Here is a 23,568-nt window from a genome sequence, read left to right on the forward strand (position 1 = left end):
ATGAGCATCGAAGCGAGGCTACCGCCTCCGCAATATGGGCTTCGGCTGAAGCGCATGCTCGGAGGAAAGGCAGGATGGAACGGCATCATCCTGCAGATCCTGTTCGTCGCAGTCCTGGTGTGGGTTGGCTACGAGATCGTGGCCAACGCACGCAGCAACCTCGCAGCCCAACGTATCACGTCGGGATTCGGCTTTCTCAACAACACGGCCGGCTTCGACGTCAACCAGACCCTGATCAGCTACTCCGGCTCCGACAGCTACAGCCGCGTGCTGATCGTCGGCGTGCTGAACACCCTGCTGGTCTCGGTCATCGGCATCGTGCTGGCGACCATCCTGGGCTTCCTGGTCGCTCTAGGCCGGCTATCACCGAATGTGCTGCTGTCGCGTGTCTCCGGCGCCTATGTCGAGCTGATCCGCAACCTGCCGCTCCTGTTCCAGATCCTGTTCTGGTATCTTGCGGTGTTGGCGGCTCTGCCCGGACCGCGACAGAGCATCTCTCTTTTCTCGACGTTCTTTCTCAACAATCGTGGCTTCATCGTTCCGCGACCGATCGAGGAGCCCGGCCTGATGCCGTTCCTGGTCGCGCTCGGTGCCGCGATCGTCGGCTCGGCCGGTCTGCACTATTACGCGCGGCGTGAGCTGTTCGTACGCGGCCATGCGATGCGGATCTGGCCCTACGTGCTGGGGCTGCTGATCGGCCTGCCGCTGATTGCAACGCTCGTGTTCGGCGTGCCGATTTCGTTCGAGGTGCCGGCGCTCAAGGGATTCAACTTCGCCGGCGGTTCGCGCATCATTCCCGAGCTCGTCGCGCTGACCCTGGCGCTGACCATGTACACGGCGTCGTTCATCGCCGAGGTGGTGCGTGCCGGCATCCTCTCCGTCCACAAGGGGCAGATGGAAGCGGGGCTCTCGCTCGGACTGAGCCGCGGCACCGTGCTGCGCCTGATCGTCGTGCCGCAGGCGCTCCGCGTCATCCTGCCGCCGCTGACGAACCAGTATTTGAACCTGACCAAGAACTCCTCGCTCGCGGTCGCCATCGGTTATCCCGATCTCGTTTCGGTGTTCGCGGGCACGACGATGAGCCAGACGGGTCAGGCCATCGAGATCATCGGAATCACGATGGGCGTCTATCTGGCGCTGTCGCTGATCACCAGCGCGATGATGAGCTTCTACAGCTGGCGGCTTGGGAAGAGACTTGGCGCATGACCGACATCACGGCCTCAACCTTCATCCGTCAGGACATGGCCGGAGAACGTCCGGCGCCCATCAAGACGACGGGGTTCGTCGGCTTCGTCCGCACGAGGCTGTTGAACTCGCCGACCAATATCCTGCTCACCCTGGTGAGCGCGCTGTTGATCTGGTTCACCGTGATCCCGGCGGTCAAGTTCCTGCTGGTCGACGCGGTGTGGGTCGGCAAGGACCGCGAAGCTTGTCTGGCGCAGAACGCGGGCCATCCGGTCGGCGCCTGTTGGCCCTACATTTCGGCGAAGTTCGGCCAGTTCATGTACGGCTTCTATCCGGAGGCCGACCGGTGGCGGGTCAATCTGACCTACGGGCTCGCGGTGGTGCTGCTGGCGCCGCTGCTGATCCCGCGCCTGCCGGCCAAAGGATTGAACGCGGGCCTGTTCTTCTTCGCGCTTCCGGTGGTCGCATTCTTCCTGCTCTATGGCGGTGGGCTGGAGGGCTTCGGCGTGAGCTGGACCACAGGCGCGCTCCAGCTGTTCGTCGAGAGCATCGATACGGCCGGTAACGCGCTGGTTCGCGCCGGCGACAATTTGCCGGTGGTCGGCATGCTGCTATGGCTGCTCGGCAAGCTGGTCGTGCTGATCGGTACGCTTGCATCGCTCGTGATCTGGCCGCTGGTCTGGATCCGCAATGAGCTGCAGCAATCTCACCAACCCGTGTGGAACGATCTCGTGCTCTCCGCGATCATTGTCACCGCGCTGGTCTTCATCGTCGGTGGCGGGAGCAGGGCGCTGCGCAGCGTGATCGCCACGGCCGCGGCCTTCGCCGGCATCGCCATCGTCATTGCGATCATGGGCCTCGATCGCGGCGGCCTTCCCATCGTCGATACAAGGCTGTGGGGCGGAATGCTGGTGACGCTGGTCGTCTCGGTGATCGGCATCGTCGCGTCGATGCCGATCGGCATTGCGCTTGCGCTGGGCCGCCGTTCAACCATTCCACTGATCCGCATCTTTTCGATTGCCTTCATCGAGCTGGTGCGCGGCGTGCCGCTGATCACGGTGCTGTTCTTCGCCACCTACATGCTGCCGCTGTTCCTGCCCGGCAATGTCAGGGTCGACGGCCTGGTTCGGGCGCTGATCGGCGTCGCGCTGTTCTCGGGCGCCTACATGGCCGAGGTCATCCGTGGCGGCCTGCAGGCCATACCGCGTGGTCAGGCGGAGGCATCGAGCGCGCTCGGGCTGTCCTGGTGGAAGACGACCAGCTTCATCGTGCTGCCGCAGGCGCTGCGCCACGTCATCCCCGGCATCGTCAACAGCTTCATCTCGCTGTTCAAGGACACCTCGCTGGTGTCGATCGTGGCGCTGTTCGACCTGCTCGGCAGCCTCAAGGCCTCGTTTGCCGATCCGGTGTGGGCGACGCCGACCACGGCCTTCACCGGCTTTGCCTTCACCGGCCTGATCTACTTCGCCTTCTGCTTCGGCATGTCACGCTACTCCATGCTGGTCGAGCGCCGCGTCAATGCGCACCGGCGCCATTGAGCCAGAGATCATCGAGAGACCCATGACTGCAAATTCGATCGTCAGCATTTCCGCCCTCAACAAATGGTACGGCGAATTCCACGTCCTGCGCGACATCAACCTCTCCGTCGGGAAGGGTGAGCGCATCGTGATCTGCGGGCCCTCGGGCTCGGGCAAGTCGACCCTGATCCGCTGCATCAACGCGCTCGAGGAATTCCAGGAGGGCGAGATCAATGTCGACGGCATCGATCTCGGGCCCAACCTCAAGCGCGTCGACGAGGTCCGCCGCGAGGTCGGCATGGTGTTCCAGAGCTTCAACCTGTTTCCGCACCTGACCGTGCTGGAGAACTGTACCCTGGCGCCGATCTGGGTGCGCAACATCCCCCAGAAGGAAGCCGAGGCGACTGCGATGAAGTTCCTGGAGCGGGTCAAGATCCCGCATCAGGCGCAGAAATACCCGGGCCAGATGTCGGGCGGTCAGCAGCAGCGCGTCGCCATCGCGCGCGCGCTGGCGATGAACCCGAAGGTCATGCTGTTCGACGAGCCGACATCGGCGCTCGATCCGGAGATGGTGAAGGAGGTGCTCGACACGATGGTCGATCTCGCCAAGGAGGGCATGACCATGCTGGTCGTGACCCACGAGATGGGCTTCGCGCGCGAGGTCGCCAACCGCGTCGTGTTCATGGACGCCGGCCAGATCATCGAATCGAACACGCCGCAGGAATTCTTCGCCAACCCGCAGCATGCGCGCAGCAAGCTGTTCCTGAGCCAGATTTTGCGGCATTGATGAGGAAGCGAATAGGGACTTGCGAATAGCGAATAGGGCGAAAAGTTCTACTCGCTACTCGCCCTCAAACGAAAGGCGGCTTGATGCCGCTGCGCCGCTCCAGCCAAGCCGGCACCGGCAGGTTCTTCGAACGCATGAATTCCGGATTGTACAGCTTCGACTGATAGCGCGTGCCCGAGTCGCACAGGATGGTCACGATGGTGTGGCCGGGGCCGAGTTTCCTGGCGAGTTGCACCGCGCCGGCGACGTTGACGCCGGTCGAGCCGCCCAGGCATAAGCCTTCATGCTGTACGAGGTCGTAGATCGTGTTGACGGCGTCCTCGTCGGACACCAGGAACGCGTCGTCGACCTTGGCGGTCTCGATCACGGGCGTCACACGACCGATGCCGATGCCTTCGGTGATGGAATCGCCGGGCGTCGATTTGACGACGCCGTTCTTGAACCATTCGTACATCGCGAAGCCGTGCGGATCGGCGCAGGCGGTGACGATATTCTTGTTTCTGTCCTTCAAATAGCGGCTCGTGCCGGCGATCGTGCCGCCGGTGCCGACCGCGCAGATGAAGCCGTCGACCTTGCCGCCGGTCTGCTCCCAGATCTCGGGTCCCGTGGACTCATAATGCGCCTTGGCGTTGTCGAGGTTGTTCCACTGGTCGGCGAACAGCACGCCGTTCGGTTCGGTCTTGCGCAATTCGTCGGCGAGCCTGCGCCCGACATGCTGATAGTTGTTGGGATTGCTGAACGGCAACGCCGGCACCTCGACCAGCTCCGCACCGCACAGCCGCAGCATGTCCTTCTTTTCCTGGCTCTGCGTCTCCGGGATCACGATCAGCGTGCGATAGCCGCGCGCGCTGGCGACCACGGCCAGACCGATGCCGGTGTTGCCGGCTGTGGCCTCCACCACGAGGCCGCCGGGCTTGAGATCGCCGCGCCTCTCGGCCTCCAGGATCATCCACTTGCCGGCACGGTCCTTGACCGACTGGCCCGGGTTCATGAACTCGGCCTTGCCGAGAATGGTGCAGCCCGTCGCCTCCGAGGCGCGATTGAGCTTGATCAGGGGCGTGTTGCCGATCGCCGCGACGACGTCGTTGTGAATGGTCATTTTGCAGATACCGTAGGAGTTTCCTCGAGCACACTTAAGAGGACCCTAGCCTGATATCCAGGGCAGCGTAAGCCGGCCGGATCAGCCCCCTGATTTCGCAAAGACGACCTGGCGAACATCGATGTTCCCAGAGAGGAAACCTGCTTCGCAGTAGGACAGATAATATTCCCAGAGCCGCCTGAAGCGCTCATCGAATCCTGCGGGCGTGAGGTCCGGCCAGGCCTCCCGGAAGTTCTTTCGCCAGATCGCGAGCGTCCTGGCATAATCTTCCCCGAAGATGCGCTCGCGGATGACGGGTATGCCAAAGCGGTCGCCGAGCGACTTCAGGATCTGCGGCGTCGGCAACATGCCTCCCGGGAAGACGTAGCGTTGGATGAAGTCGACCTCGCGGCGGTAGTGCTGGAACAGGCTGTCCTGGATGGTAATTGCCTGGACACCGGCCAATCCGCCCGGCAGTAGACGGTCTCGCAGTTGCGAGAAATATTTCGGCCAGAACTGTTCGCCGACAGCCTCGATCATCTCGATCGAGGCGATGCGATCGTAGCGGTCACGCTCGTCGCGGTAATCCTGCAGGCGGATTTCGACTTTCTCGGCGAGCCCGGCCTCGTGGATGCGGCGCTGCGCGAAGTCGCGCTGCTGTTGGCTGATCGTCAGCCCAACGACCTGGGCGCCGAACGTCTTGGCGGCATATTCGGCAAAGCCGCCCCAGCCGCAGCCGATCTCGAGCAGCTTCTGCCCGGGCTTGAGATCGATCGCCTCGGCCAGCCGCTTGTACTTGTTGGTCTGCGCGGCGGTGAGGTCGGTGGTGTCCTCCTCGAACAGGGCCGAGGAGTAGGTCATGCTCGGATCGAGCCACGCCGAGTAGAACGAATTCCCGATGTCATAATGGGCGTAGATGTTGCGCTTTGCCTGACGCTTGGTGTTGCGGTTGAACCAGTGCCGGACCAGCTGGGCAAACCGGATCAGCGGCTTGTCTTCCAGCATCGACTGCAGCAGGTGCTGGTTGACGCAGAACAGATAGAGAAACTGCGTCAGGTCCGGCGTGTCCCAGTCGCCGTTCAGATAGGCCTCGGCGATGCCGATGTCGCCACCATTGAGAAGGCGCGATGCGAAGCCGTAATTGGCCAGGATCATTGCGGCGGCCGGCCCGGGCTCAACGCCGCCGAGCCGGATCACCCGTCCGTCCGGCAGGGTCACGTCGAGCGTGCCTTTCCGCAAGCGCGAGCCGAAGCCGAGGGCAAGGCGGGGCAGGCGGGGAAGATCGGCAAGCACCTTGTCGATGGTGTCAGGGGTGACTGGGATGACGTTCTGCATGGCAGGTCCATTCACGCAAACGGCTCGAGCCCACGTCCCCCGTCGGCTGGCCGGTGTGGCACCTGTGCGGGCAGGGAATCACGGACGCAGAGCGCGCCGGCCGTTTCCGGTCAGCGTCGTGAAATATAAGCGTGGCTGCCGTTCCCCGCCAAGCCGGTATTGGTTCCAGGGCTTGCGCTGATTTCGCCGCGCGGGACGAGGCGGACGCCTTTGGCCCACAGCCGCAGCGCCTCCCAATGGATCGCGGCAAAGATTTTGACAGTCACCAGCGGGAGCGAGACGAAGGTGGCGAGCAGGGAGCCAGAGGTCAGCGTGCGACGGCGGCCGGAGAAGGTTGCGGCGAGCAGGGGGCCGTCGGCCCCAGTTTCGAGAATCCGCAGCTTGACATTGTCGCCCGGCGGCATGACCCGGAAATAGTAACGCATCGCCATGTCGATGAAGGGCGAGACGTAGAAGGTCTTGTCCTGCGCCTGGCGGAGCCCTGCTGCCGATAGCTCATCCGGCCTGACCGGCAGCACATAGGGCTTGATCTCGCCGAAGGTGTTGCGGACCTCGTAGATCATCAGCGCCAGGGTGTCGTCGCTGCGATAGCAGAAATAGACCGACAGCGGATTGAACACGTAGCCGAGCAGCCGCGGATAGCACAGCAGCAGCACGCGCCCACCGCTGAGATCGATCCCCTGATCCGCCGCACAGGTCTGCGCATAGGCCAGTAGCGACGAGCCGTCGCCCGGACCGTGGTCGGCCTCGTGGAAGCTGTAGAGCGCGCGCCGATTGACCCCGAACAGCGAAGCCTGCCGGTCCGCCTGGTCGAGCCGACCGAGATCGATCAGCAGGCTCATCACGCGATAGCGGAAGCGATGCGTGGTCGGGCGCATGCGGGCATGCATGACCTGTCCGACATAGAGCGCGGCCGCTTCCGTTCTGTCATCTGGTCCCGAGTGATCCATGTCCATATCGCGCCTATTCCGCAGCCTCGGCGAGCTCGGTGGGAAGCCCGCGCCACGGCACGTTCGCGCCGAGCGCCTCTGCCACGGCGAGACCCGAGCGTAGCCCGTCCTCATGAAAGCCATAGCCGGTCCAGGCGCCACAGAACCAGGTATGGCGCTGCCCCTGAATCGCTGCCAGACGCTTCTGCGCCGCAAAGGCGGCAGCCGTGTATTGCGGGTGCTCACAGATATACTTGCCAAAGGTTAGCTCCGGAGCCGGAGCGAAGGGTGGGTTGAGGCTGACGAACAGCGGCTTGGCGTTGTCGATGTCCTGGAGGTTGTTCATCCAATAGGTGACGGCGACGTCGTTCATGGGAACGCCCTCACGCTGCCAGCGCAGGAAATTCCACGAAGCCCAGGCGCGGCGACGCTTCGGCATCAGCCTGCTGTCACGGTGCAGATAGATCGTGTTGGGCGAATATTTGATCGCCCCGAGGATGCTGCGCTCCCGCTCGTCCGCATCGGTGAGCATCGACAACGCCTGGTCGCTGTGTGCGGCGATCACGACATGATCGTAGGTGTCGCGACGGCCGCTGCTGTCCTGAACGACGACGCCGTGGGCAGTGCGTTCGATGCTGGTCACGGCGCTGCCGAGCCGGATGTGCTTGCGGAAGCTCGACGTCAGCTTCTCCACATAGCGGCGGCTGCCGCCCTTGACGGTGCGCCAGACCGGACGGTCATATTGCAACAATCTGTGATTGCTGAAGAACGCGACGAAGTTCTCGGCCGGAAAGTCCAGCATCTCGGACGCCGGGGCTGACCAGATCGCGGCACCCATCGGCGCCAGATAGTCGGTGAGCAGTCGCGGGGCGAAATGGTTGCGCCGGAAATAATCCCGGAGCGTAAGGCCATGCAGGCGCCCGGCCTTGAAGTCGGCTGTACTCTGCTCGTTGAAGGTCAGGATGTCCCTGAGCATCCAGAGATAGGATGTCGACAGCAGATTGCTCGGCTGCGCGAACAGCCCCTTGGCGGTGTCGAGCCAGGTGTTGCCGCCCCCCTTCCATTCGAAGCGGCCGGCATCCGCGGTGACGGCAAAGCTCATGCTGCTGTCGACCGTCTCGACCCCCAGATGGTCGAACAAGGCGGTGAGCTCAGGATAGTTCAGCTCGTTGTAGACGATGAAGCCGATGTCGACAGAGACCGGAGCGCCGTCATAGTCGATCGTCACGGTGTGGCTGTGGCCGCCCGGACGGAGATCGCGCTCGTAGACGGTGATCGGATAACGCTTCGCCAGGGACCAGGCCGCGGCGTTACCCGCAATACCCGTTCCGACCACCGCAACTCGCATGAATGCCCCCCTGAAGTTCACGTGCAAGTTACGGAGTCGCCGCCAAAGGGTTTCACGGGCGCGCTCCCCGCGTCACACCCCGTCCAAAACGGCATTCGACAGATGAAATCTTGGTAAGGCGGCAGCCCGTGGCCCGTGGCCGTGCCTGCACGAAACTCCGCTGATTTACGGGAGATTCGTCGATTCGGTGGACTTTATCGGCACCATCGCTGCTGGGGGGACGGGGGGCTGCAGGGCTGTCCGGCGCCGTGGGCTGCGGCTAGAATGATTCCCAAGACTACAGGGAAGCATCACGCCAGTGTCCATCGTGCCGATCGCCGTCGACGAGCCTTGCCGCGCGTCCGCTGACCCGCGGATCGTCGCCGGGATGCGGGAGCGCCGTGTGCCGGCTACCCTGCGGCGATTTGTCCACTGGCTGGCGGCGATCGGATTGGCGGCGAACTCGGCCGGCTGCCTGCTGACCCAGGATATTCCCGATCCGGCCCTCGACTTGCCCCAGCGCTACAAGGCGGCGTCCGGTTCCGATATGGCGGCGCCGCCGCCGCTGGATTGGTGGCGCGGCTTCGGATCACGCGAGCTGACCCAGCTGATGGAGGAGGCGCAGAGCGTCAACCTTGATATTGCCGCTGCTGTGGCAAGGTTCCGGCAGGCCGATGCGCTGGCGCGGCAGGCCGGCGCGGCGCTGCTGCCAAGCCTGTCGAGCACGGGGCAGGAGACCTATTCGCGCACGTCCGGGTCGAGCTCCAGCGGGCTCACCAATGGCGGCCGCGAGGTCGTCAATTACCAAGCCTCGCTCTCTGCGAGCTACCAGCTCGACTTCTTCGGCCAGAATCGCGACGCGCTGCAGGCGGCCGAGGAAACCGCGGTGGCCAACCGCTTCGACCGCGACGTCACGCAGTTGACGACGCTCGCCACCGTCGCCAATGCCTATTTCCAGGTGCTGGCCGCTCAGGATCGGATTCGGACCGCCGAGCGCAACATCGCCAGCGCCACGCGTGTGCTCGATGCCATCCGCGAGCGGCAGAAGGCGGGCACCGGCAATGATCTCGACGTCGCGCAGCAGGAGAGCGTGCTCGCCAACCAGAAGGCGGCGGTGCCGCCGCTGCGCCAGACGCTCGATCAGAACGTCAACGCGCTGGCCGTGCTGGTCGCGCGATCGCCCGAGGGCATTCGCATTGCCGGCGGCTCGCTCGACCGGATCAGGACGCCGCGGGTCACGCCCGGGCTGCCGTCCGAACTCTTGACGCAACGGCCGGACATCCGCCGGCAGGAAGCGCAGCTGGCGTCGGCCACCGCCAATGTCGGCAGCGCGCGGGCGCAGTTCTTTCCCAGCATCCAGCTGACCGGCAATGGCGGCTACCAGAGCGCAGCACTGGTGTCGCTGTTTCAGCCGCATGCGGCGTTCTTCAGCCTCGCCGGCAGCCTGACCCAGCCGATCTTCGATGGTGGCAGAATCCTGGGCAATTTCGAGAACGCCAAGGCGCGACAGGACGAGCTGCTGCAAACCTACCGCAAGACGGTCATCCAGTCTTTCACCGACGTCAACAATGCGCTGTTCTCGATCAAGCAGACCACGATCAAGTTGCAATTGCAGCGAGAAGTCGTTGCCGCCTCCCGCCGCGCCTTCCAGCTCTCCGAGCAGCAACTGCGCGCGGGAACTGCCGACATCGTGACAGTCTTGAATACGCAATTGACGCTGTTCCAGGCCGAGGACGCGCTATGGCAGGCGCAACTGGCGCGCCTGCAGGCGTTCGTGAGCCTCTATCAGGCGCTCGGCGGCGGCTGGGAGCCGCGCATGGAGAAGTCGGCCGATGCTCTTTAAACCGGACGAGAAGGGAGCAGCGGCAGTGAAGCGCGCGCGGTCCAGCGTGGCACGGCGGCTGGTGTCGATCACGATCACGCTGCTGATCCTGGGCGGCCTCGGCTATATCGGCTGGTCGGCGATGCAGCAGAAGCAGCAGGCCAACAACCGCTTCGCGCGGCCCGACCTTCCGGTTCCGGTCCTGGCCGCCTCGCCTGTCATCAAGGACGTGCCGGTCTATCTCGACGGCGTCGGCGCGGTGCGCGCGCTCAACACCGTCACGGTGCGCTCCCAGGTCGACGGCAAGCTGATCGCCGTCAATTTCGTCGAGGGGCAGGACGTCAAGAAGGGCGACGTGCTCGCCGAGATCGATCCGGCGATCTACCAGGCGCAGTACGACCAGGCCGTCGCCAAGAAGGCACAGGACGAGGCGCAGCTTGCCAACCAGAAGCTCGACCTCGCCCGCTACGAGCAGCTGGCCGCCAGCAATGCCGGCTCCAAGCAGCAGGCCGACACGCAGCGCGCGGTGGTGGCGCAGCAGCAGGCGCTGATCAAGGCGGATCAGGCCGCGATCGATAATGCGGCGACGACCTTGAGCTACACCAAGATCGTGGCGCCGTTGTCCGGCCGCGCCGGCCTGCGCCAGGTCGACCAGGGCAACATCGTTCATGCCTCCGACGCGACCGGTCTCGTCGTCATCACGCAGCTTCAGCCGATCGCGGTGCAGTTCAGCCTGCCGCAGCAGCAGATCATGCGCGTCAATGCGGCCGCCGCCAAGGGGCCGCTCGCTGTCGACGTGTTCGGCAATGACGGCGTCACCGTCATCGACACCGGCACGTTGCGGGGTATCGACAACCAGGTCGATCAGACGACGGGCACGCTGAAACTGAAAGCAGAATTCCCCAACGGCAAATTCCAGCTCTGGCCCGGACAGTTCGTCAATGTCCGCCTCAAGGTCGAGATCTTGTCGCAGGCGATCACGGTGCCGACCTCGGCCGTGCAGCGCGGGCCGGCAGGCACGTTCAGCTACGTGATCGGCGAGGGCGACATCGCCTCGGCCCATCCGGTGACGGTCGTGCAGCAGAACGAGAGCGAGGCCGTGATCGCCAGCGGCTTTAGCCCGTCGGACCGCGTGGTGACGACCGGCTTTGCCAATCTGGCCGACGGCGTCAAAGTCGTGGTCGGACGCGCCGAGCAGACGCCGCAGGCCGATCTGGCGCCGCGCAAGCGCAGCCGCAATCCGCAAGGAAAAGAGCAGGCGAAGGAGGGCGGAGCGCCACCCGAAGGCGCGCCGAAGGACGGCGAGCGGCGCCGCAGGCCTGAGGCTGGGGGGCAGACCGACGCCGGCGGTGCAGCGCCCCAGGGAGGGAGTGAGGCAGGTCGCGGCGCGAAGGCACAGCCATGACGCAAGCGCAAGAGTGACGAGCAGTCGCGATGAGCGTCTCCGAACCCTTCATCCGCCGTCCCATCGCGACCTCGCTGCTCGGCGTCGCCCTGCTGATCGGCGGCCTGCTTGGCTATCTCGCGCTGCCGGTCTCGGCCCTGCCGCAGGTCGACTTCCCGACTGTCCAGGTGACGACGCAACTGCCGGGCGCCAGCCCTGATGTGATCGCCTCGCTGATCACGGCCCCGCTGGAACGCCAGCTCGGCCAGATCCCGTCGTTGTCCGCGATGAACTCGACAAGCTCGTTCGGCGTCAGCCAGATCTCGCTGCAGTTCGATCTCGGACGCGACATCGACGGCGCCACGCAGGACGTCCAGGCGGCAATCAATGCCGCCGCCGGCGTCTTGCCAAAGTCGCTGCCCTATCCGCCGACCTACGCCAAGGTCAATCCGGCCGACGCGCCGGTCATGACGCTCGCGCTGACCTCGGACACGATCTCTTTGCGCGCGATGAGCGACATGGCCGACACGATCCTGGCGCAGCGGCTGAGCCAGGTCTCCGGCGTCGGCCGCGTCTCGGTGCTCGGCGGACTGAAGCCCGCGGTGCGCGTGCAGGCCGACCTGGCGCGGCTCGCGGCCTATGGCATCTCGATAGAGGACCTGCGCGCCGCCATCGCAGGCGCCAACGTCTCCGGACCCAAGGGATCGCTGGACGGGGCGCAGCAGGCCTATCTGATCACGGCCAACGACCAGATCGGGGCCGCCGACGCCTACAAGCCGATCATCATCGCCTACCGCAACGGCTCGTCGGTCACGATCGGCGATGTCGCAACGATTCTCGATGGTCTGGAGAACGATCGGACCGGCGGCTGGTACCAGGGTGTCCCTGCGGTCATCCTCGACATCCAGCGCCAGCCGGGTGCCAACGTCATCGAGGTCGTCAAGCAGATCCGTGCCGAGATCCCGAAGCTGCAGCGCATGATTCCGGCCGGGGTGAAGCTCGCTATCGTCAGCGATCGTACCGTGACCATCCGCGCCTCGGTGCACGACGTGCAGTTCACGCTGCTGCTCAGCGTGGTGCTGGTGACGCTGGTCGTGCTGCTGTTCCTGCGCTCGTTGCGGGCCACGATCATCGCCGGCGTCGCGCTGCCGCTGTCGCTGATCACGAGCTTCGGCGTGATGTACTTCGCCGGCTTCAGCCTCGACAATCTCTCGCTGATGGCACTCACGATCGGCACCGGCTTCGTCGTCGACGACGCCATCGTGATGATCGAGAACATCGTGCGCCACATGGAGAATGGCGAGAGCGCGATGAACGCCTCGCTGCGAGGCGCGCGCGAGATCGGCTTCACTGTCATCTCGCTGACGGTATCGCTGATCGCAGTGTTCATTCCACTCTTGTTCATGTCCGGTCTGGTCGGCCGCATGTTTCGGGAATTTGCGCTGACGCTGACGATTGCAGTGGTGACATCGGCGGTGGTGTCGTTGACCTTGACGCCGATGATGTGCTCGCGGCTGTTGAAGCACGCCAGCGAGGAGTGGGTGCTGCCGGGGCTGAACGCCGTCAGCCGCTTCATCGACCGTACCGTGGCCGTCTATCATCGCAGCCTGCTGTGGGTGCTGGATCGCCAGACCGAGACGCTGGTCGTGACCTTCGCGACCTTGGCGGCGACCTTGGCGCTCTACGTCGTCGCGCCCAAGGGCTTTCTGCCGCTGCAGGATACCGGCTCGATCACTGCGGTGACCGAGGCCGGCCCCGACGTGTCGTTCGCCGAAATGACGAAACGCCAGGCGGACGTCGCCGCCGCGATCCAAGCTGACGCCGACGTCGTCGGCGTCGTCTCGGTGATCGGCGCCGGATCGGTCAACCCGACCACCAATGTCGGCCGTCTCGTCATGACCTTGAAGCCGCTTGGCGAGCGGCAAGATGGCGTCGCCGAGGTGATCGATCGGCTGAAGCAGAAGACCTCGGGCGTGCCCGGCATGACCGTGTACTTCCAGCCGGTCCAGGACGTGCAGATCTCGACCCAGGCGAGCCGCTCGCAATATCAGTACACGCTGACCGGCGCCGATGCCACCGAGGTGTCGAAATGGGCGAGGCAGCTTGTCGGAGAAATGCGCCGCGACCCTCTATTCCGCGACGCCTCCTCCGAAGCCCAGGAGGGCGGCCTGCGCGCGGAGCTGACCATTGACCGCCAGCGCGCCGGCCAGCTCGGCGTCAGTCTGCAGGGCGTCACCGACACGCTCAACGACGCCTTCGCGCAGCGGCAGATCTCGACGATCTATGGTCAGGCCAATCAGTACCGCGTCGTGCTGGAGGCGCTGCCGATGTATCAGCGCGATCCCTCGATCCTATCGAAGCTCTATCTGCCTGGCGCCGGCGGCCAAGTGCCGCTCTCGGCGGTGGCGAGCCTGAAGCGCACCACCGCGCCGCTCGCCATCTCGCACCAGGCGCAGTTTCCGGCGGTGTCGCTGAGCTTCAATCTCGCGTCCGGCGCGGCGCTGAGCGAGGCGGTCGAGGCGCTCCATGCGACCGAGAACCGCATCGGCATGCCCGGCAGCATCATCGGTGTCTATTCGGGCGATGCCGCCGAGTTCGCCAAGTCGCTGGCCGGCCAGCCCTGGTTGCTGCTGGCGGCCGTGGTCACGATCTACATCGTGCTCGGCGTGCTCTATGAGAGCTACATCCATCCGATCACGATCCTGTCGACCTTGCCGTCGGCGGGCGTCGGCGCCATCCTGGCCTTGATGCTGTTCGGCCAGGATCTCTCGGTCATCGGCTTGATCGGCATCATTCTGCTGATGGGTATCGTCAAGAAGAACGCGATCATGATGATCGACTTCGCGCTCGAAGCGGAGCGTCACGAAAACCGCACACCCTACGAAGCGATCGTGCAGGCGTGTCTCCTGCGCTTCCGCCCGATCATGATGACGACCCTGGCCGCGCTGTTCGGCGCGCTGCCGCTGGCGATCGAGAGCGGCACCGGCTCGGAGCTGCGCTTTCCGCTCGGCATCTCCATCATTGGCGGCCTGCTGCTCAGCCAATTGCTGACGCTGTACACGACGCCGGTCATCTATCTCGCGCTCGACCGCATCAATCGTCGCTTCGAGCGCGCGCTGCCGCCGGCGCCGAACCTGCCGTCGCCGCCGATCGCAGGTGCGACCGAAGGCATCCAGTGATGGCCTCGATCTCCGAGCCGTTCATTCGCCGGCCGGTCGGCACCACGCTGCTCTCGATCGGCTTGTTCCTGGTCGGGATCGTCGCCTATATCTTCCTTCCCGTCGCGCCCGTGCCGAACGTCGATTTCCCCGCGATCTTCGTCAGCGCGTCGCGCCCGGGTGCGGACCCGTCCGTCATGGCGGGGACGGTCGCGGCGCCGTTGGAGCGGCGGCTCGGCGAAATCGCAGGTGTCGACCAGATCACATCGACGAGCTCGCTCGGCACCACCAACATCCAGATCCAGTTCTCGATCGGCCGCGACATCGACAAGGCCGCGCGTGACGTCCAGGCGGCCATCAACGCCTCGCTGTCGGACCTTCCGAGCGACCTGCCGGCGCTGCCGCGCTTCCGCAAGGCGAACACGGCCGCGGCTCCCGTATTCGTTCTGGCCCTGACCTCGAAGACGATGACGCCGAGCGCGATGTACGACGTCGCCGACACCGTTCTGGCGCAGCGTCTGTTCCAGGTGCCCGGCGTCGGCAATGTCACGGTCAGCGGCGCCGATCAGCCTGCCGTGCGCATCGCACTCAATCCGGTCTCGCTCGCCAATGCCGGGATTTCGACCGACGATGTCCGGACGGCGATCATCAATGCCAATCCGATCGGGCCGGTCGGCATCTTCGAGGGCGCGCGGCAGAGCGAGACCATTGCCATCAACCGGCAGATGCGCAGTGCGGCCGAATTCCGCGACATCCTGATCAAGAGCAGCAATGGCAGCTTCGTGCGGCTGTCGGATGTCGCCGACGTCGAGGATTCCGTACGCAACGTGCGTTCGATTGCCTGGTTCAACAAGCAGCCGGCGGTGCTGATCCAGATCGCCAAGCAGGGCGACGCCAATGTCATCGAGACCGTCGACCGCGTGAAGGCGCTGATCCCGGAGCTCAAGCAATGGCTGCCGGCCGGCATCGAGATCTCCACTCTGGTCGACCGCACAGGGACCATTCGCGCCTCGGTCGAGGACATGCAGTGGACCTTGCTCGCGACCGCCGTGCTGGTGATGGTCGTCGTGTTCATGTTCCTGCGCCGCCTGGTGCCGACGGTCGCGGCCGGCGTCTCGGTGCCGCTGGCGCTGGCTGGCACCTGCGCGGCGATGTGGCTCGCAGGCTTCTCGATCGACAATCTCTCGCTGATGGCGCTCGCGATCTCCGTCGGCTTCGTCGTCGACGACGCCATCGTCATGATCGAGAACATGTACCGCAATCTCGAGCATGGCCTGTCGCCGATGCGCGCCGCGCTCGATGGCGCCCGCCAGATCGGCTTTACCGTGTTGTCGATCAGCCTTTCTTTGATTGCAGCCTTCGTGCCCTTGATCTTCATGGACGGCGTCGTCGGCCGTCTCCTGCGTGAGTTCTCGCTGACGCTGACCTTCGCAATCGTCGTGTCGACATTGGTGTCGCTGACGGTGACGCCGATGATCTGCGCGCATTACATCAAGGAGACGCTGTCCGATCGTGCCACCTGGTTCGACCGTATCGTCGAAGGCGCGCTGTCCGGCATGGTCCGCTTCTATGCCTGGACGCTGCGCGGCGTGCTGGTTTATCCGTTCCTTACCCTGATCGTGTTCTTCGCCACCATCGCGCTCACGGTGACGCTCTACATCAAGGTGCCCAAGGGCTATTTCCCGACCGACGATTCCGGCTTCGTCATCGGTGCGACGCGCGCCTCGGCCGACATTTCGTTCCAGTCCATGCTGGGCCTGCAGCAGCGGCTCGCCGACATCGTGATGGCCGATCCCGCCGTGGCCGGGATCGGCTCGACGATCGGGGGCGGCGGCGGGCCGGGCGGCGCGACGTCCAACCGCGGCACCATGTTCATCAACCTCAAGCCCCCGGCGGAGCGCGAGGGCGTCTCGACTGAGCTCGTGATCAACCGCCTCAGGCGGAGCCTCGCGATGGTCCCCGGCATTCGGCTCTTCATGTTCGCCGCGCAGGACGTGCGCACCGGCGGTCGTCAGAGCGATTCCGACTACCAGTACACGTTGAGCAGCCCCGATCTCGACCTTCTGCAGAAATGGGCGCCGATCGTCGCCAAGCGCCTGGAGACGGTCGACGGCATCACCGACATTTCCAGCGACCGCGATCCCGGTGGCCTGCAGCTCGCGCTGCGGATCGACCGACAGAAGGCGGCGAGCCTCGGCGTCCGCGTCCAGGACATCGACAACGCGCTCAACAACGCCTTCGCGCAACGCCAGATCTCGATCGTCTACAGCCAGCGCAACCAGTACATGGTCGTGCTGGAGATCGACCCGAAATTCCAGACTGATCCCTCCAATCTCGACCGCATCTATGTGGCCGGGGCAGGGGACGCGCAGGTGCCGTTGTCGGCGCTGGTCAAGGCCGAGCGCGGCCTATCACCGCTGGCGGTGTATCACTCACAATCGTTCCCTTCGACCACCGTGTCGTTCAACCTGCTGCCGGACGTGCCCTTGCAGACCGCGACGGCCAACATCCAGCGCGCCGTCGATGAGCTGCACATGCCGGAGGGCATCCGCGGCAGCTTCGACGGCAATGCCGGAGACTTCAACAAGAGCAGCGGCCGCCAGCCGCTCTTGATCCTGTTCGCCCTGGCCGCGATGTATATCGTGCTCGGCGTGCTCTATGAGAGCCTGGCGCATCCGCTGACCATCATCTCGACGCTACCGTCGGCGGGGCTCGGCGCGCTGCTCGCGCTGCAGATCACCAATACGCCGCTGACCGTGATCGCCTTCGTCGGCATCATCCTGCTGATCGGCATCGTCAAGAAGAACGGCATCATGCTGGTCGACTTCGCGCTCGAGGCCGAGCGCCAGCGCGGCATGTCCTCGGCCGATGCGATCTTCGAGGCCTGCCGGGTGCGCTTTCGCCCGATCCTGATGACGACGCTCGCCGCGCTGTTCGCCGGCCTGCCGCTGGTGATCGCGACCGGTCCCGGCACCGAGCTGCGCCGTCCCCTCGGCATCACCATCATTGGCGGCCTCCTGGTGTCGCAGATCCTCACCCTCTACACCACGCCGGTGATCTACCTGCTGATCGACCGGCTACGCCGCCGGCCTGCGCCGGAGCCGCTTGCCGCGCCCGCCGAATGAGCCGTTGTGGCGCTGTCCGCGGGCGCGTATAGCCGCCGCATGCCAGAACCACACGACCATCCGCCGCTCGCCACCGAGGCGCCGCCCGATTGCCCGCGTTGCCAGAAGCCGCTGCCGCTGTGCATCTGCGACAGCGTCACACCGCTGGAAAGCCGGCTGGGGCTCCTGATCCTGCAGCACCCGCAGGAGCAGGATCGCGCCCTCGGCACCGCGCGGCTCGCCGCCCTGCATTTCAAGAACGCGGTGGTCAAGGTCGGGCTGTCCTGGCCGAGCCTCGCCAAGGCACTGGGACGGCCGGTCGCCGATCCCGCGCGCTGGGCCATTCTCTATCTCGGCTCGGCGAAGGCGGCCGAGCTCGATCCCGAGAGCGAGGTGGTCGCGGTGACCCGCAAGGGTGAGGTGGCCGACAACCAGCGCGCCATCCTCAAGTCGATCGAGGGCGTGATCCTGCTCGACGGCACCTGGAGCCAGGCCAAGGCGCTGTGGTGGCGCAATCCGTGGATGCTGAAGTGCCAGCGCGTGATCCTCGGGCCGCGGCAGCCGTCGCGCTACGGTCGGCTGCGCCGCGAACCGCGCCGCGACGGGCTGTCGACCATCGAGGCGGCCGGGATGCTGATGGCCGCGCTGGAACGGCGGCCTGAGATCGCCACGGCCCTCGACGCGAGCTTCGAGCGCATGCTTGCGCGGTATCGGGAGGTGGAGAAAGAGCATCCGGAGCTCACGCCCCGCCCAAAGGCCCGCAAGCCGGATTGGCGCAGCCGCAAACGGCGGGTTTAGGAACCGAGGGTACGCTTCTTGCATCGCAGCATGGAACGAGGATGAGAGCCATGCAGGAAGCAGAAAAGTCCAATGTGGTGCAGTTCCGGGATTACGCGCCCCGGCTGGCCGGCAGGTCTGGCTCGGATCGGGGCGGTGTCTCGGCCGGTGAACGGAGGGCAATTCTGACCTGGCCGCGCGCGCAGGTCAGCTATCCCGGCGGCATCGACGATCTGCCCTTCTAGGGCCGGTTCGCGGCCCCAATGGGTAGTCCAACCGCTTGATTTTGATTGAGTGGAGGCCACGACCAGAATTGAACTGGTGTAAACGGTTTTGCAGACCGCTGCGTAACCACTCCGCCACGTGGCCCCAACATGACGGATCGATACCGGAGATCAATGGGTTAGGCAACCGGCTTGTTTCGTTCCATCCACCAGTTCTGAAACTCCCGGCCGCTTCATTTCTGAAACTGGAGTTGCGGGTTCGTTCCATGAGAATGCGTGAGACGCTGATGAATGTCATTGGGCGGATCAGTCGGCGCCGGATCTGACGAGGGCTAGCGTAGAATCGTTCGAGAGCCTAGGTTACTGACATGTCAAGCATTCCGGAGACCCGAGCAAAATTGACCTGGGAGGTCGATCTACCCGGCGGCCAGCGCCGTCTTCGGGAGGCGGTCCTTTATGTCTCCAAGGCTTGTGAGAGGACACCTTTCTTTGGCCTCGTAAAACTCAACAAGATTATTTGGCACGCCGATTTCGAGTCATTCACCCAGCGAGGGCAGCCGGTAACTGGGCGGATGTATCAGAAGCTAAGACAGGGCCCGGCTCCTGTTGAAATGCTCCCGGTTCTCAATGACCTTCAAGCCGAAGGCCATCTAAAGATTAGCAGAATTCTAAAGGGACATCACTACGAACAGCGCCCTGTCGCTCTCTCAGATCCATTCCTTACAATCTTCAGCAGGCAGGATTTAGATTACCTTGATCGTGCCGTTGCCGCCTATTGGGATTTGACGGCAAAGGAGGTCAGCGAGAAGTCGCACGGGGTTGCGTGGAGAACGCGGGAAAATGGTGAACCGATGCCGTATCAATCGGCCTATTTGTCGGATGAACCAATAGGGGCTGGACAGCGTGGACGACTCCTCAAATTGGGAGCTGAACACGGTTGGCGCAGCAAATAGCAAGTGCGACAGATAATCGAGGGCCCCAATTTTGCGGAAAGCGTGGAGCAGCTTGGAGGCTACCGAGCAGTTGACCTAGCCCTTGAAACAATCATTGAAGGACTACAAGAAAATCCGTTTGGCTTTCCGCTTTTTGAAAACGACTGGTGTCGCTTCAGGTACGCGCGAACACGCATGATCGAGGGTTATATCCCGCCTCTAGTCGTGACCTTCGTAGTCAACGAGGATAACGACGTAATTCTCCAGTGGGCGGAAGTCGCAGACGAGGGCGAAGACTACTAATAATCGGTGAGCGTCCTATCGAATTGAGCGTCCTATCGAACACGGGCCTTGGGTCTGGTTCTGATCTCACCCTACGATCCCGATCCGATGCGCATAGCGCTTCCGTGTTGCCGCCAGCGCCCGTTTCTTCGCATATCCCTCATACGCCTTCGACTTGTGGGCAGACAGCGCGCGGCCCGGGCCGTCGGTGAACTCTGCCTCTTCGAGTTCGGTCATGCCGCCGTGGCGGCAGGCGTCGATGGTGAAGGTCGCGGGCAGGCCAAGCCGCTCGCGCAGCGCCCGCACCAGGCGGGCCATGCTCATGTTGTCCCATTTGCGCGGGCCGCTCGGCGTCGGGCGGTCGCGCATGACGATGCCCAGGCCGAGGCGCGGCACCTTGGCCAGCACGGCCTCGGCCTCCTCGTAGAACAGCGTGTGGCCGTCGGCCGTCGTCTCCTCGAGCGGATGTAGCACCATCTCGCCGGTCTTGTGGTGCTCGATGCGGATCTGCGTCGGCGCGCGCGGGCCGCGGTAGTCGTTCCAGGTCAAGTAGCCGGCCAGCACGTTTTCCGGCCGCTGCAGCTACTCGAAGCAGATCACCGCGGCGGCCGCCGCATCGGGATGACCGGCGTACGTGCCGGCGAACGAGAATTTCTGCGGCGGCTTCACCGGGGAAAAGCTGTCGCTCGTTCCCGCCAGCTCTGGCTCGGCACCAAGGCCGAGGACATCAGGCTCACGGTGCGGCCCGGTGCCGACCATTTCGGGGAGCTGCAGGCCTGGGATCCAGCGACAGGCAAGAAGGTCTGGTCGCACAATTTCCCCAAATCCCAGCTGTTCGGGTCGGTGACCGCGACGGCGGGCGATCTCGTCCTGGTCGGCGGCACCAATGACCGGATGTTCCGGGCTTTCCATGCCAAGACCGGCGAGCTGCTGTGGGAGCAGAAGACGAATTCGGGCATCATGGGCATGCCGGTCGCCTATGAGGTCGATGGTACCCAGTACATCGCCGTGCAGTCCGGCTGGGGCGTCGACGCGCAGCGCATCCAGGATGCGCTCTCGAAAGGCAACATCGGTCTCGAAGACAACGTTCCGCAAGGCGGCGTCGTCTGGGTGTTCGCAGTCAGGAAGTAGCGCCGGTGATCTGAATGGCGGCGGCCTCGGCCGTCGCCATTCCGGGAAACGAAGATCGCAGCAGTGTTCCGGCCAAGACGTGCCGATCGCCTGGCCTGCATGGCGACAGAAGATCGCGCGTCAGCAGGCCGCGAACCAGCCGTCTGGAAACGGGATCAGCGGCCAGGCGCCCTGGTTGTCGTTGGCTGCCGTGGGGAAATGCAGGATCGAAAACAAGCGGGCCATGGAATCGGTCTCGGTCTCGGGCGCAATAGCCGTTCTCACAACGTCCATCAACAACTCGTATTCGGCTTCGCTCATCTTGCCCTCGCGCAAACTGCGAGCCACGATGGCAGAATTCCACTTTGTTCAAATTGAGCGGATCGCTCAAATTCTAACGATCGGGCGCAAAGGACCTAATCGTTACCGGTGCCCGTCGTTCCAAAAGGTACGGCGGTCCGCGCTGTTCCGATGTGAACAGGCTCACACCCCTCGAGACTTCTCGTCTTCCCTTGACCCGTCTCCCTGTGCGGCAGGTGATGCCGTACAGCGACGACGAGCCGGCCTGCAGCCGACCGTGAGCAAGAGATCGACATGGCCGCCGCGAGTCGCAGGCTGCTTCTCCGGCAAAGGTCGAAGAGGCGATCCGCTCCAAACGTTCGGCTCGACGCGTGCGACCGAATCGCTGGCGGTCAGACCGCGACGGCGAGAGGTTCGGTGTCCTGCGCCAGAATGTCACGCATCAGCTGCGACAGGTCTTTCGGCTTGAACGGCTTCGCCAAACGATGAAGGCCGACCACTTTGGCCGAGGGGCCGAGCAAATCAGCCGTCCCACGTCCTGATTCCAGCACCATGCCCGACATCATCACGATGGGCATCGTGGGCCGAGCCGCGCGTGCAGCCCGGATCACGTCGTTGCCGTCCATGTCGGCCAAGTTGAGATCGATCAGAGCCGCGGCGAAGTCACCGCGGGTCACCGCATCCATCGCCAGCCGACCGTCGGTGACGGCAGTGACCGCGTAGCCCTCGCGAACCAGAAGGTGCTGGATGACACAGCAAACGCCGACTTCGTCATCAACGACCAGGATGTTCATCATGAGGCCTTCCTGACAGATGTGAGCGAGGAGCCACGTGCCGCGCCTCGGTCAGAAGTCGTTGACGCACCTCGATCGCACGATCGACCGCTTCGAGCAGATCGCGGATGTCGAACGGCTTCTGCAACGCAGCCGTCGCTCCGAGCTTGATTGCCATACCGAGGAAATCCGGAGCGCCCTGTTTCTTGTCGGTGAATGCGTAGCCGGAGATCGCGATGAACGGCACCGTGGGATCGATCTTGATGAGCTCACGAATGGTTGCGATCCCATCCATACCCGGCATGAACATGTCGATCACGACGGCATCGAAGGACACGCTGCCGATCAATCGAATGCCGGTCGGACCGTCCGGCGCGAGAAACACGCAGAACCGCTTCTTCTTCAATGATGCTTCCAGCGCAGCGCGCGTAGGATAGTCATCGTCAATAATGAGGACAGTAGGCATGGGCCACCTCAGTATCAGCGGGACTGAAGGACTCTCACGCTACAAGGACAATGGGTTGAAGCTCGAAAATGACAAAGTGGTTAACACTGAATTAGTTGTTACGATTCTGCAACGAGGAGTTTTACGGAACTTCCCGGCCGCGGGCCGGCGCATGTTGTGCACTAAGCGACGAAGATGGAACCATGCTTTCCGGACCAATCGCTTCGGCAGTTTGGAGAAGCTCAGCCCGGCTTGAGCAAGGCGATGGCGACCAGCCCGGCTGCGATCAGTGCGGCGCAGCAGAGCCGCCGCGGCGTCGCATGCTCCTTCAAGAACAGCACGCCGATCAGCGTCGCAAACAAGACGCTGCATTCGCGGAAGGCCACCACATTGGCGATCGGATTGCGGCTCAAGGCCCAAAGGAATACCACGAATGACGCCAGCCCCAGGGTTCCTGCGATCAGCACCGGAATCCAGGCGTCGCGGATCTCCCACACCAGCGCAGGCCCTCGCAGCATCATCGCGACGAGGAAGAACGCGACACTGTCGAGCACGATCATCCAGACCGTGAACGAAGCCCAGCCTTCGGTCTGCCGGGTGCCTGCCGCATCGATGACCGAATAGCCAGCGACCAGTGCGGCGGCGCAGATCGCAGCCCAGAACGCACGGCGATCGACGGGACCGTGGATGCGGTCGCGCGCCAGGCCGGTGATGCCGAGGACGATGACGGCAATCCCGATCAACTGCCCGCTCCGTGGCGGTTGCTGTAGACCCAGCGAGGCAAACAGCGTTGCGAACAGCGGAACGGCGCCGCGCGCGATCGGGTAGGAGCGTCCAAGCTCGGCCGAGCGGTAGGCCGTTGCGAGGCTCGCCTTGTAGCCTGCGTGCAAGACGAGCGAAGCGACGATGAGCGGCCAAGTCGAGGGGGCCGGAACGGGAACGAGAAACATGAAGGGCAGGATCAGGATGCTGCTCACCAGCCCCATGCCAGCCAGGAGAGAGAGGCTGCTGCCGGTCTTGACGATGGCATGCCAAGTCGCGTGAAGCAGACCGGCCATCAGCATGAGGCTTGCGGCGACAGGATCCAACGTCTTGTGTC

19 protein-coding genes, 1 tRNA gene and 1 pseudogene are annotated in these 23,568 nt (G+C 64.2%); 11 read left to right on the forward strand and 10 right to left on the reverse strand.

Annotation, left to right across the window (positions count from 1 at the left end; genetic code table 11):
• Genes QX039_RS11185 through QX039_RS11195 form a run of 3 tightly spaced genes read left to right on the forward strand, consistent with a single transcriptional unit; the run spans position 1 to position 3,489 of the window.
• Entirely contained in the window at positions 1 to 1,206 is a 1,206-nt protein-coding gene (locus tag QX039_RS11185; RefSeq protein WP_315738049.1) for an amino acid ABC transporter permease, read from the forward strand.
• Entirely contained in the window at positions 1,203 to 2,723 is a 1,521-nt protein-coding gene (locus QX039_RS11190) for an amino acid ABC transporter permease (RefSeq protein WP_315738048.1), read from the forward strand. The genes QX039_RS11185 and QX039_RS11190 overlap by 4 nt, the downstream gene beginning before the upstream one ends.
• A gap of 22 nt (positions 2,724 to 2,745) precedes the next feature.
• The gene (locus QX039_RS11195; RefSeq protein WP_315711850.1) at positions 2,746 to 3,489 is read left to right on the forward strand and encodes an amino acid ABC transporter ATP-binding protein; all 744 of its coding nucleotides are present in this window, start codon (positions 2,746 to 2,748) and stop codon (positions 3,487 to 3,489) included.
• A 64-nt stretch (positions 3,490 to 3,553) separates the two neighbouring features.
• On the opposite strand, the gene QX039_RS11200 is transcribed toward QX039_RS11195, so the two are convergent.
• The 4 genes from QX039_RS11200 to QX039_RS11215 form a co-directional block, all read right to left on the reverse strand.
• A complete protein-coding gene (locus tag QX039_RS11200; RefSeq protein ID WP_315738047.1) occupies positions 3,554 to 4,588 on the reverse strand; it encodes a cysteine synthase A in 1,035 nt (344 codons plus the stop codon).
• 81 nt (positions 4,589 to 4,669) lie between these two features.
• On the reverse strand, positions 4,670 to 5,902 hold the full coding sequence (locus QX039_RS11205) for a cyclopropane-fatty-acyl-phospholipid synthase family protein (RefSeq protein ID WP_315738046.1): 1,233 nt from the start codon (positions 5,900 to 5,902) through the stop codon (positions 4,670 to 4,672).
• Between the two features lie 110 nt (positions 5,903 to 6,012).
• Positions 6,013 to 6,858, reverse strand: coding sequence for a DUF1365 domain-containing protein (locus QX039_RS11210; RefSeq protein WP_315738045.1), 846 nt, complete (start codon positions 6,856 to 6,858; stop codon positions 6,013 to 6,015).
• Positions 6,859 to 6,865: 7 nt separating this feature from the next.
• The gene (locus QX039_RS11215; RefSeq protein ID WP_315738044.1) at positions 6,866 to 8,179 is read right to left on the reverse strand and encodes an NAD(P)/FAD-dependent oxidoreductase; all 1,314 of its coding nucleotides are present in this window, start codon (positions 8,177 to 8,179) and stop codon (positions 6,866 to 6,868) included.
• Positions 8,180 to 8,546: 367 nt separating this feature from the next.
• Between QX039_RS11215 and QX039_RS11220 the strand changes: the two genes are divergently transcribed.
• From QX039_RS11220 to QX039_RS11245, 6 genes are read left to right on the forward strand one after another with little or no spacing between them, the layout of a single operon-like run.
• Complete coding sequence (locus QX039_RS11220; protein ID WP_315738043.1) at positions 8,547 to 10,001, forward strand: efflux transporter outer membrane subunit; 1,455 nt, start codon at positions 8,547 to 8,549, stop codon at positions 9,999 to 10,001.
• A complete protein-coding gene (locus QX039_RS11225) occupies positions 9,991 to 11,385 on the forward strand; it encodes an efflux RND transporter periplasmic adaptor subunit (RefSeq protein ID WP_315738042.1) in 1,395 nt (464 codons plus the stop codon). The genes QX039_RS11220 and QX039_RS11225 overlap by 11 nt, the downstream gene beginning before the upstream one ends.
• 29 nt (positions 11,386 to 11,414) lie before the next feature.
• On the forward strand, positions 11,415 to 14,543 hold the full coding sequence (locus QX039_RS11230; protein ID WP_315738041.1) for an efflux RND transporter permease subunit: 3,129 nt from the start codon (positions 11,415 to 11,417) through the stop codon (positions 14,541 to 14,543).
• Complete coding sequence (locus tag QX039_RS11235; RefSeq protein WP_315738040.1) at positions 14,543 to 17,647, forward strand: efflux RND transporter permease subunit; 3,105 nt, start codon at positions 14,543 to 14,545, stop codon at positions 17,645 to 17,647. The genes QX039_RS11230 and QX039_RS11235 overlap by 1 nt, the downstream gene beginning before the upstream one ends.
• A 39-nt stretch (positions 17,648 to 17,686) precedes the next feature.
• A complete protein-coding gene (locus QX039_RS11240; RefSeq protein ID WP_315738039.1) occupies positions 17,687 to 18,424 on the forward strand; it encodes a tRNA-uridine aminocarboxypropyltransferase in 738 nt (245 codons plus the stop codon).
• Positions 18,425 to 18,474: 50 nt separating this feature from the next.
• Entirely contained in the window at positions 18,475 to 18,648 is a 174-nt protein-coding gene (locus QX039_RS11245; protein ID WP_315738038.1) for a hypothetical protein, read from the forward strand.
• Between the two features lie 50 nt (positions 18,649 to 18,698).
• On the opposite strand, the gene QX039_RS11250 is transcribed toward QX039_RS11245, so the two are convergent.
• Positions 18,699 to 18,772, reverse strand: a tRNA-Cys gene (locus tag QX039_RS11250).
• A 223-nt stretch (positions 18,773 to 18,995) separates the two neighbouring features.
• Between QX039_RS11250 and QX039_RS11255 the strand changes: the two genes are divergently transcribed.
• Positions 18,996 to 19,580: a Panacea domain-containing protein gene (locus QX039_RS11255; protein ID WP_315738037.1), complete on the forward strand. Its 585-nt coding sequence runs from the start codon at positions 18,996 to 18,998 to the stop codon at positions 19,578 to 19,580.
• A 348-nt stretch (positions 19,581 to 19,928) separates the two neighbouring features.
• On the opposite strand, the gene QX039_RS11260 is transcribed toward QX039_RS11255, so the two are convergent.
• Positions 19,929 to 20,405, reverse strand: coding sequence for a hypothetical protein (locus QX039_RS11260; RefSeq protein ID WP_315738036.1), 477 nt, complete (start codon positions 20,403 to 20,405; stop codon positions 19,929 to 19,931).
• A gap of 67 nt (positions 20,406 to 20,472) precedes the next feature.
• Here QX039_RS11260 and QX039_RS11265 point away from each other — a divergent pair.
• Positions 20,473 to 20,972 (forward strand): annotated as a pseudogene (locus tag QX039_RS11265) (PQQ-binding-like beta-propeller repeat protein); the annotation flags it as partial.
• Between the two features lie 120 nt (positions 20,973 to 21,092).
• Here the strand turns inward: QX039_RS11265 and QX039_RS11270 are convergent.
• The 4 genes from QX039_RS11270 to QX039_RS11285 all read right to left on the reverse strand — a co-directional run bounded on the left by QX039_RS11270 (position 21,093) and on the right by QX039_RS11285 (position 23,557).
• On the reverse strand, positions 21,093 to 21,272 hold the full coding sequence (locus tag QX039_RS11270) for a hypothetical protein (protein ID WP_315711867.1): 180 nt from the start codon (positions 21,270 to 21,272) through the stop codon (positions 21,093 to 21,095).
• A 371-nt stretch (positions 21,273 to 21,643) separates the two neighbouring features.
• On the reverse strand, positions 21,644 to 22,048 hold the full coding sequence (locus QX039_RS11275; RefSeq protein WP_315738035.1) for a response regulator: 405 nt from the start codon (positions 22,046 to 22,048) through the stop codon (positions 21,644 to 21,646).
• A complete protein-coding gene (locus QX039_RS11280) occupies positions 22,026 to 22,490 on the reverse strand; it encodes a response regulator (protein ID WP_315738034.1) in 465 nt (154 codons plus the stop codon). The genes QX039_RS11275 and QX039_RS11280 overlap by 23 nt, the downstream gene beginning before the upstream one ends.
• A gap of 221 nt (positions 22,491 to 22,711) precedes the next feature.
• Entirely contained in the window at positions 22,712 to 23,557 is an 846-nt protein-coding gene (locus tag QX039_RS11285; RefSeq protein WP_315738033.1) for an EamA family transporter, read from the reverse strand.
• Between the last annotated feature and the right edge of the window lie 11 nt (positions 23,558 to 23,568).

Source organism: Bradyrhizobium sp. SZCCHNR1043 (assembly GCF_032489675.1).
In the GTDB taxonomy this organism is placed as follows: Bacteria; Pseudomonadota; Alphaproteobacteria; order Rhizobiales; family Xanthobacteraceae; genus Bradyrhizobium.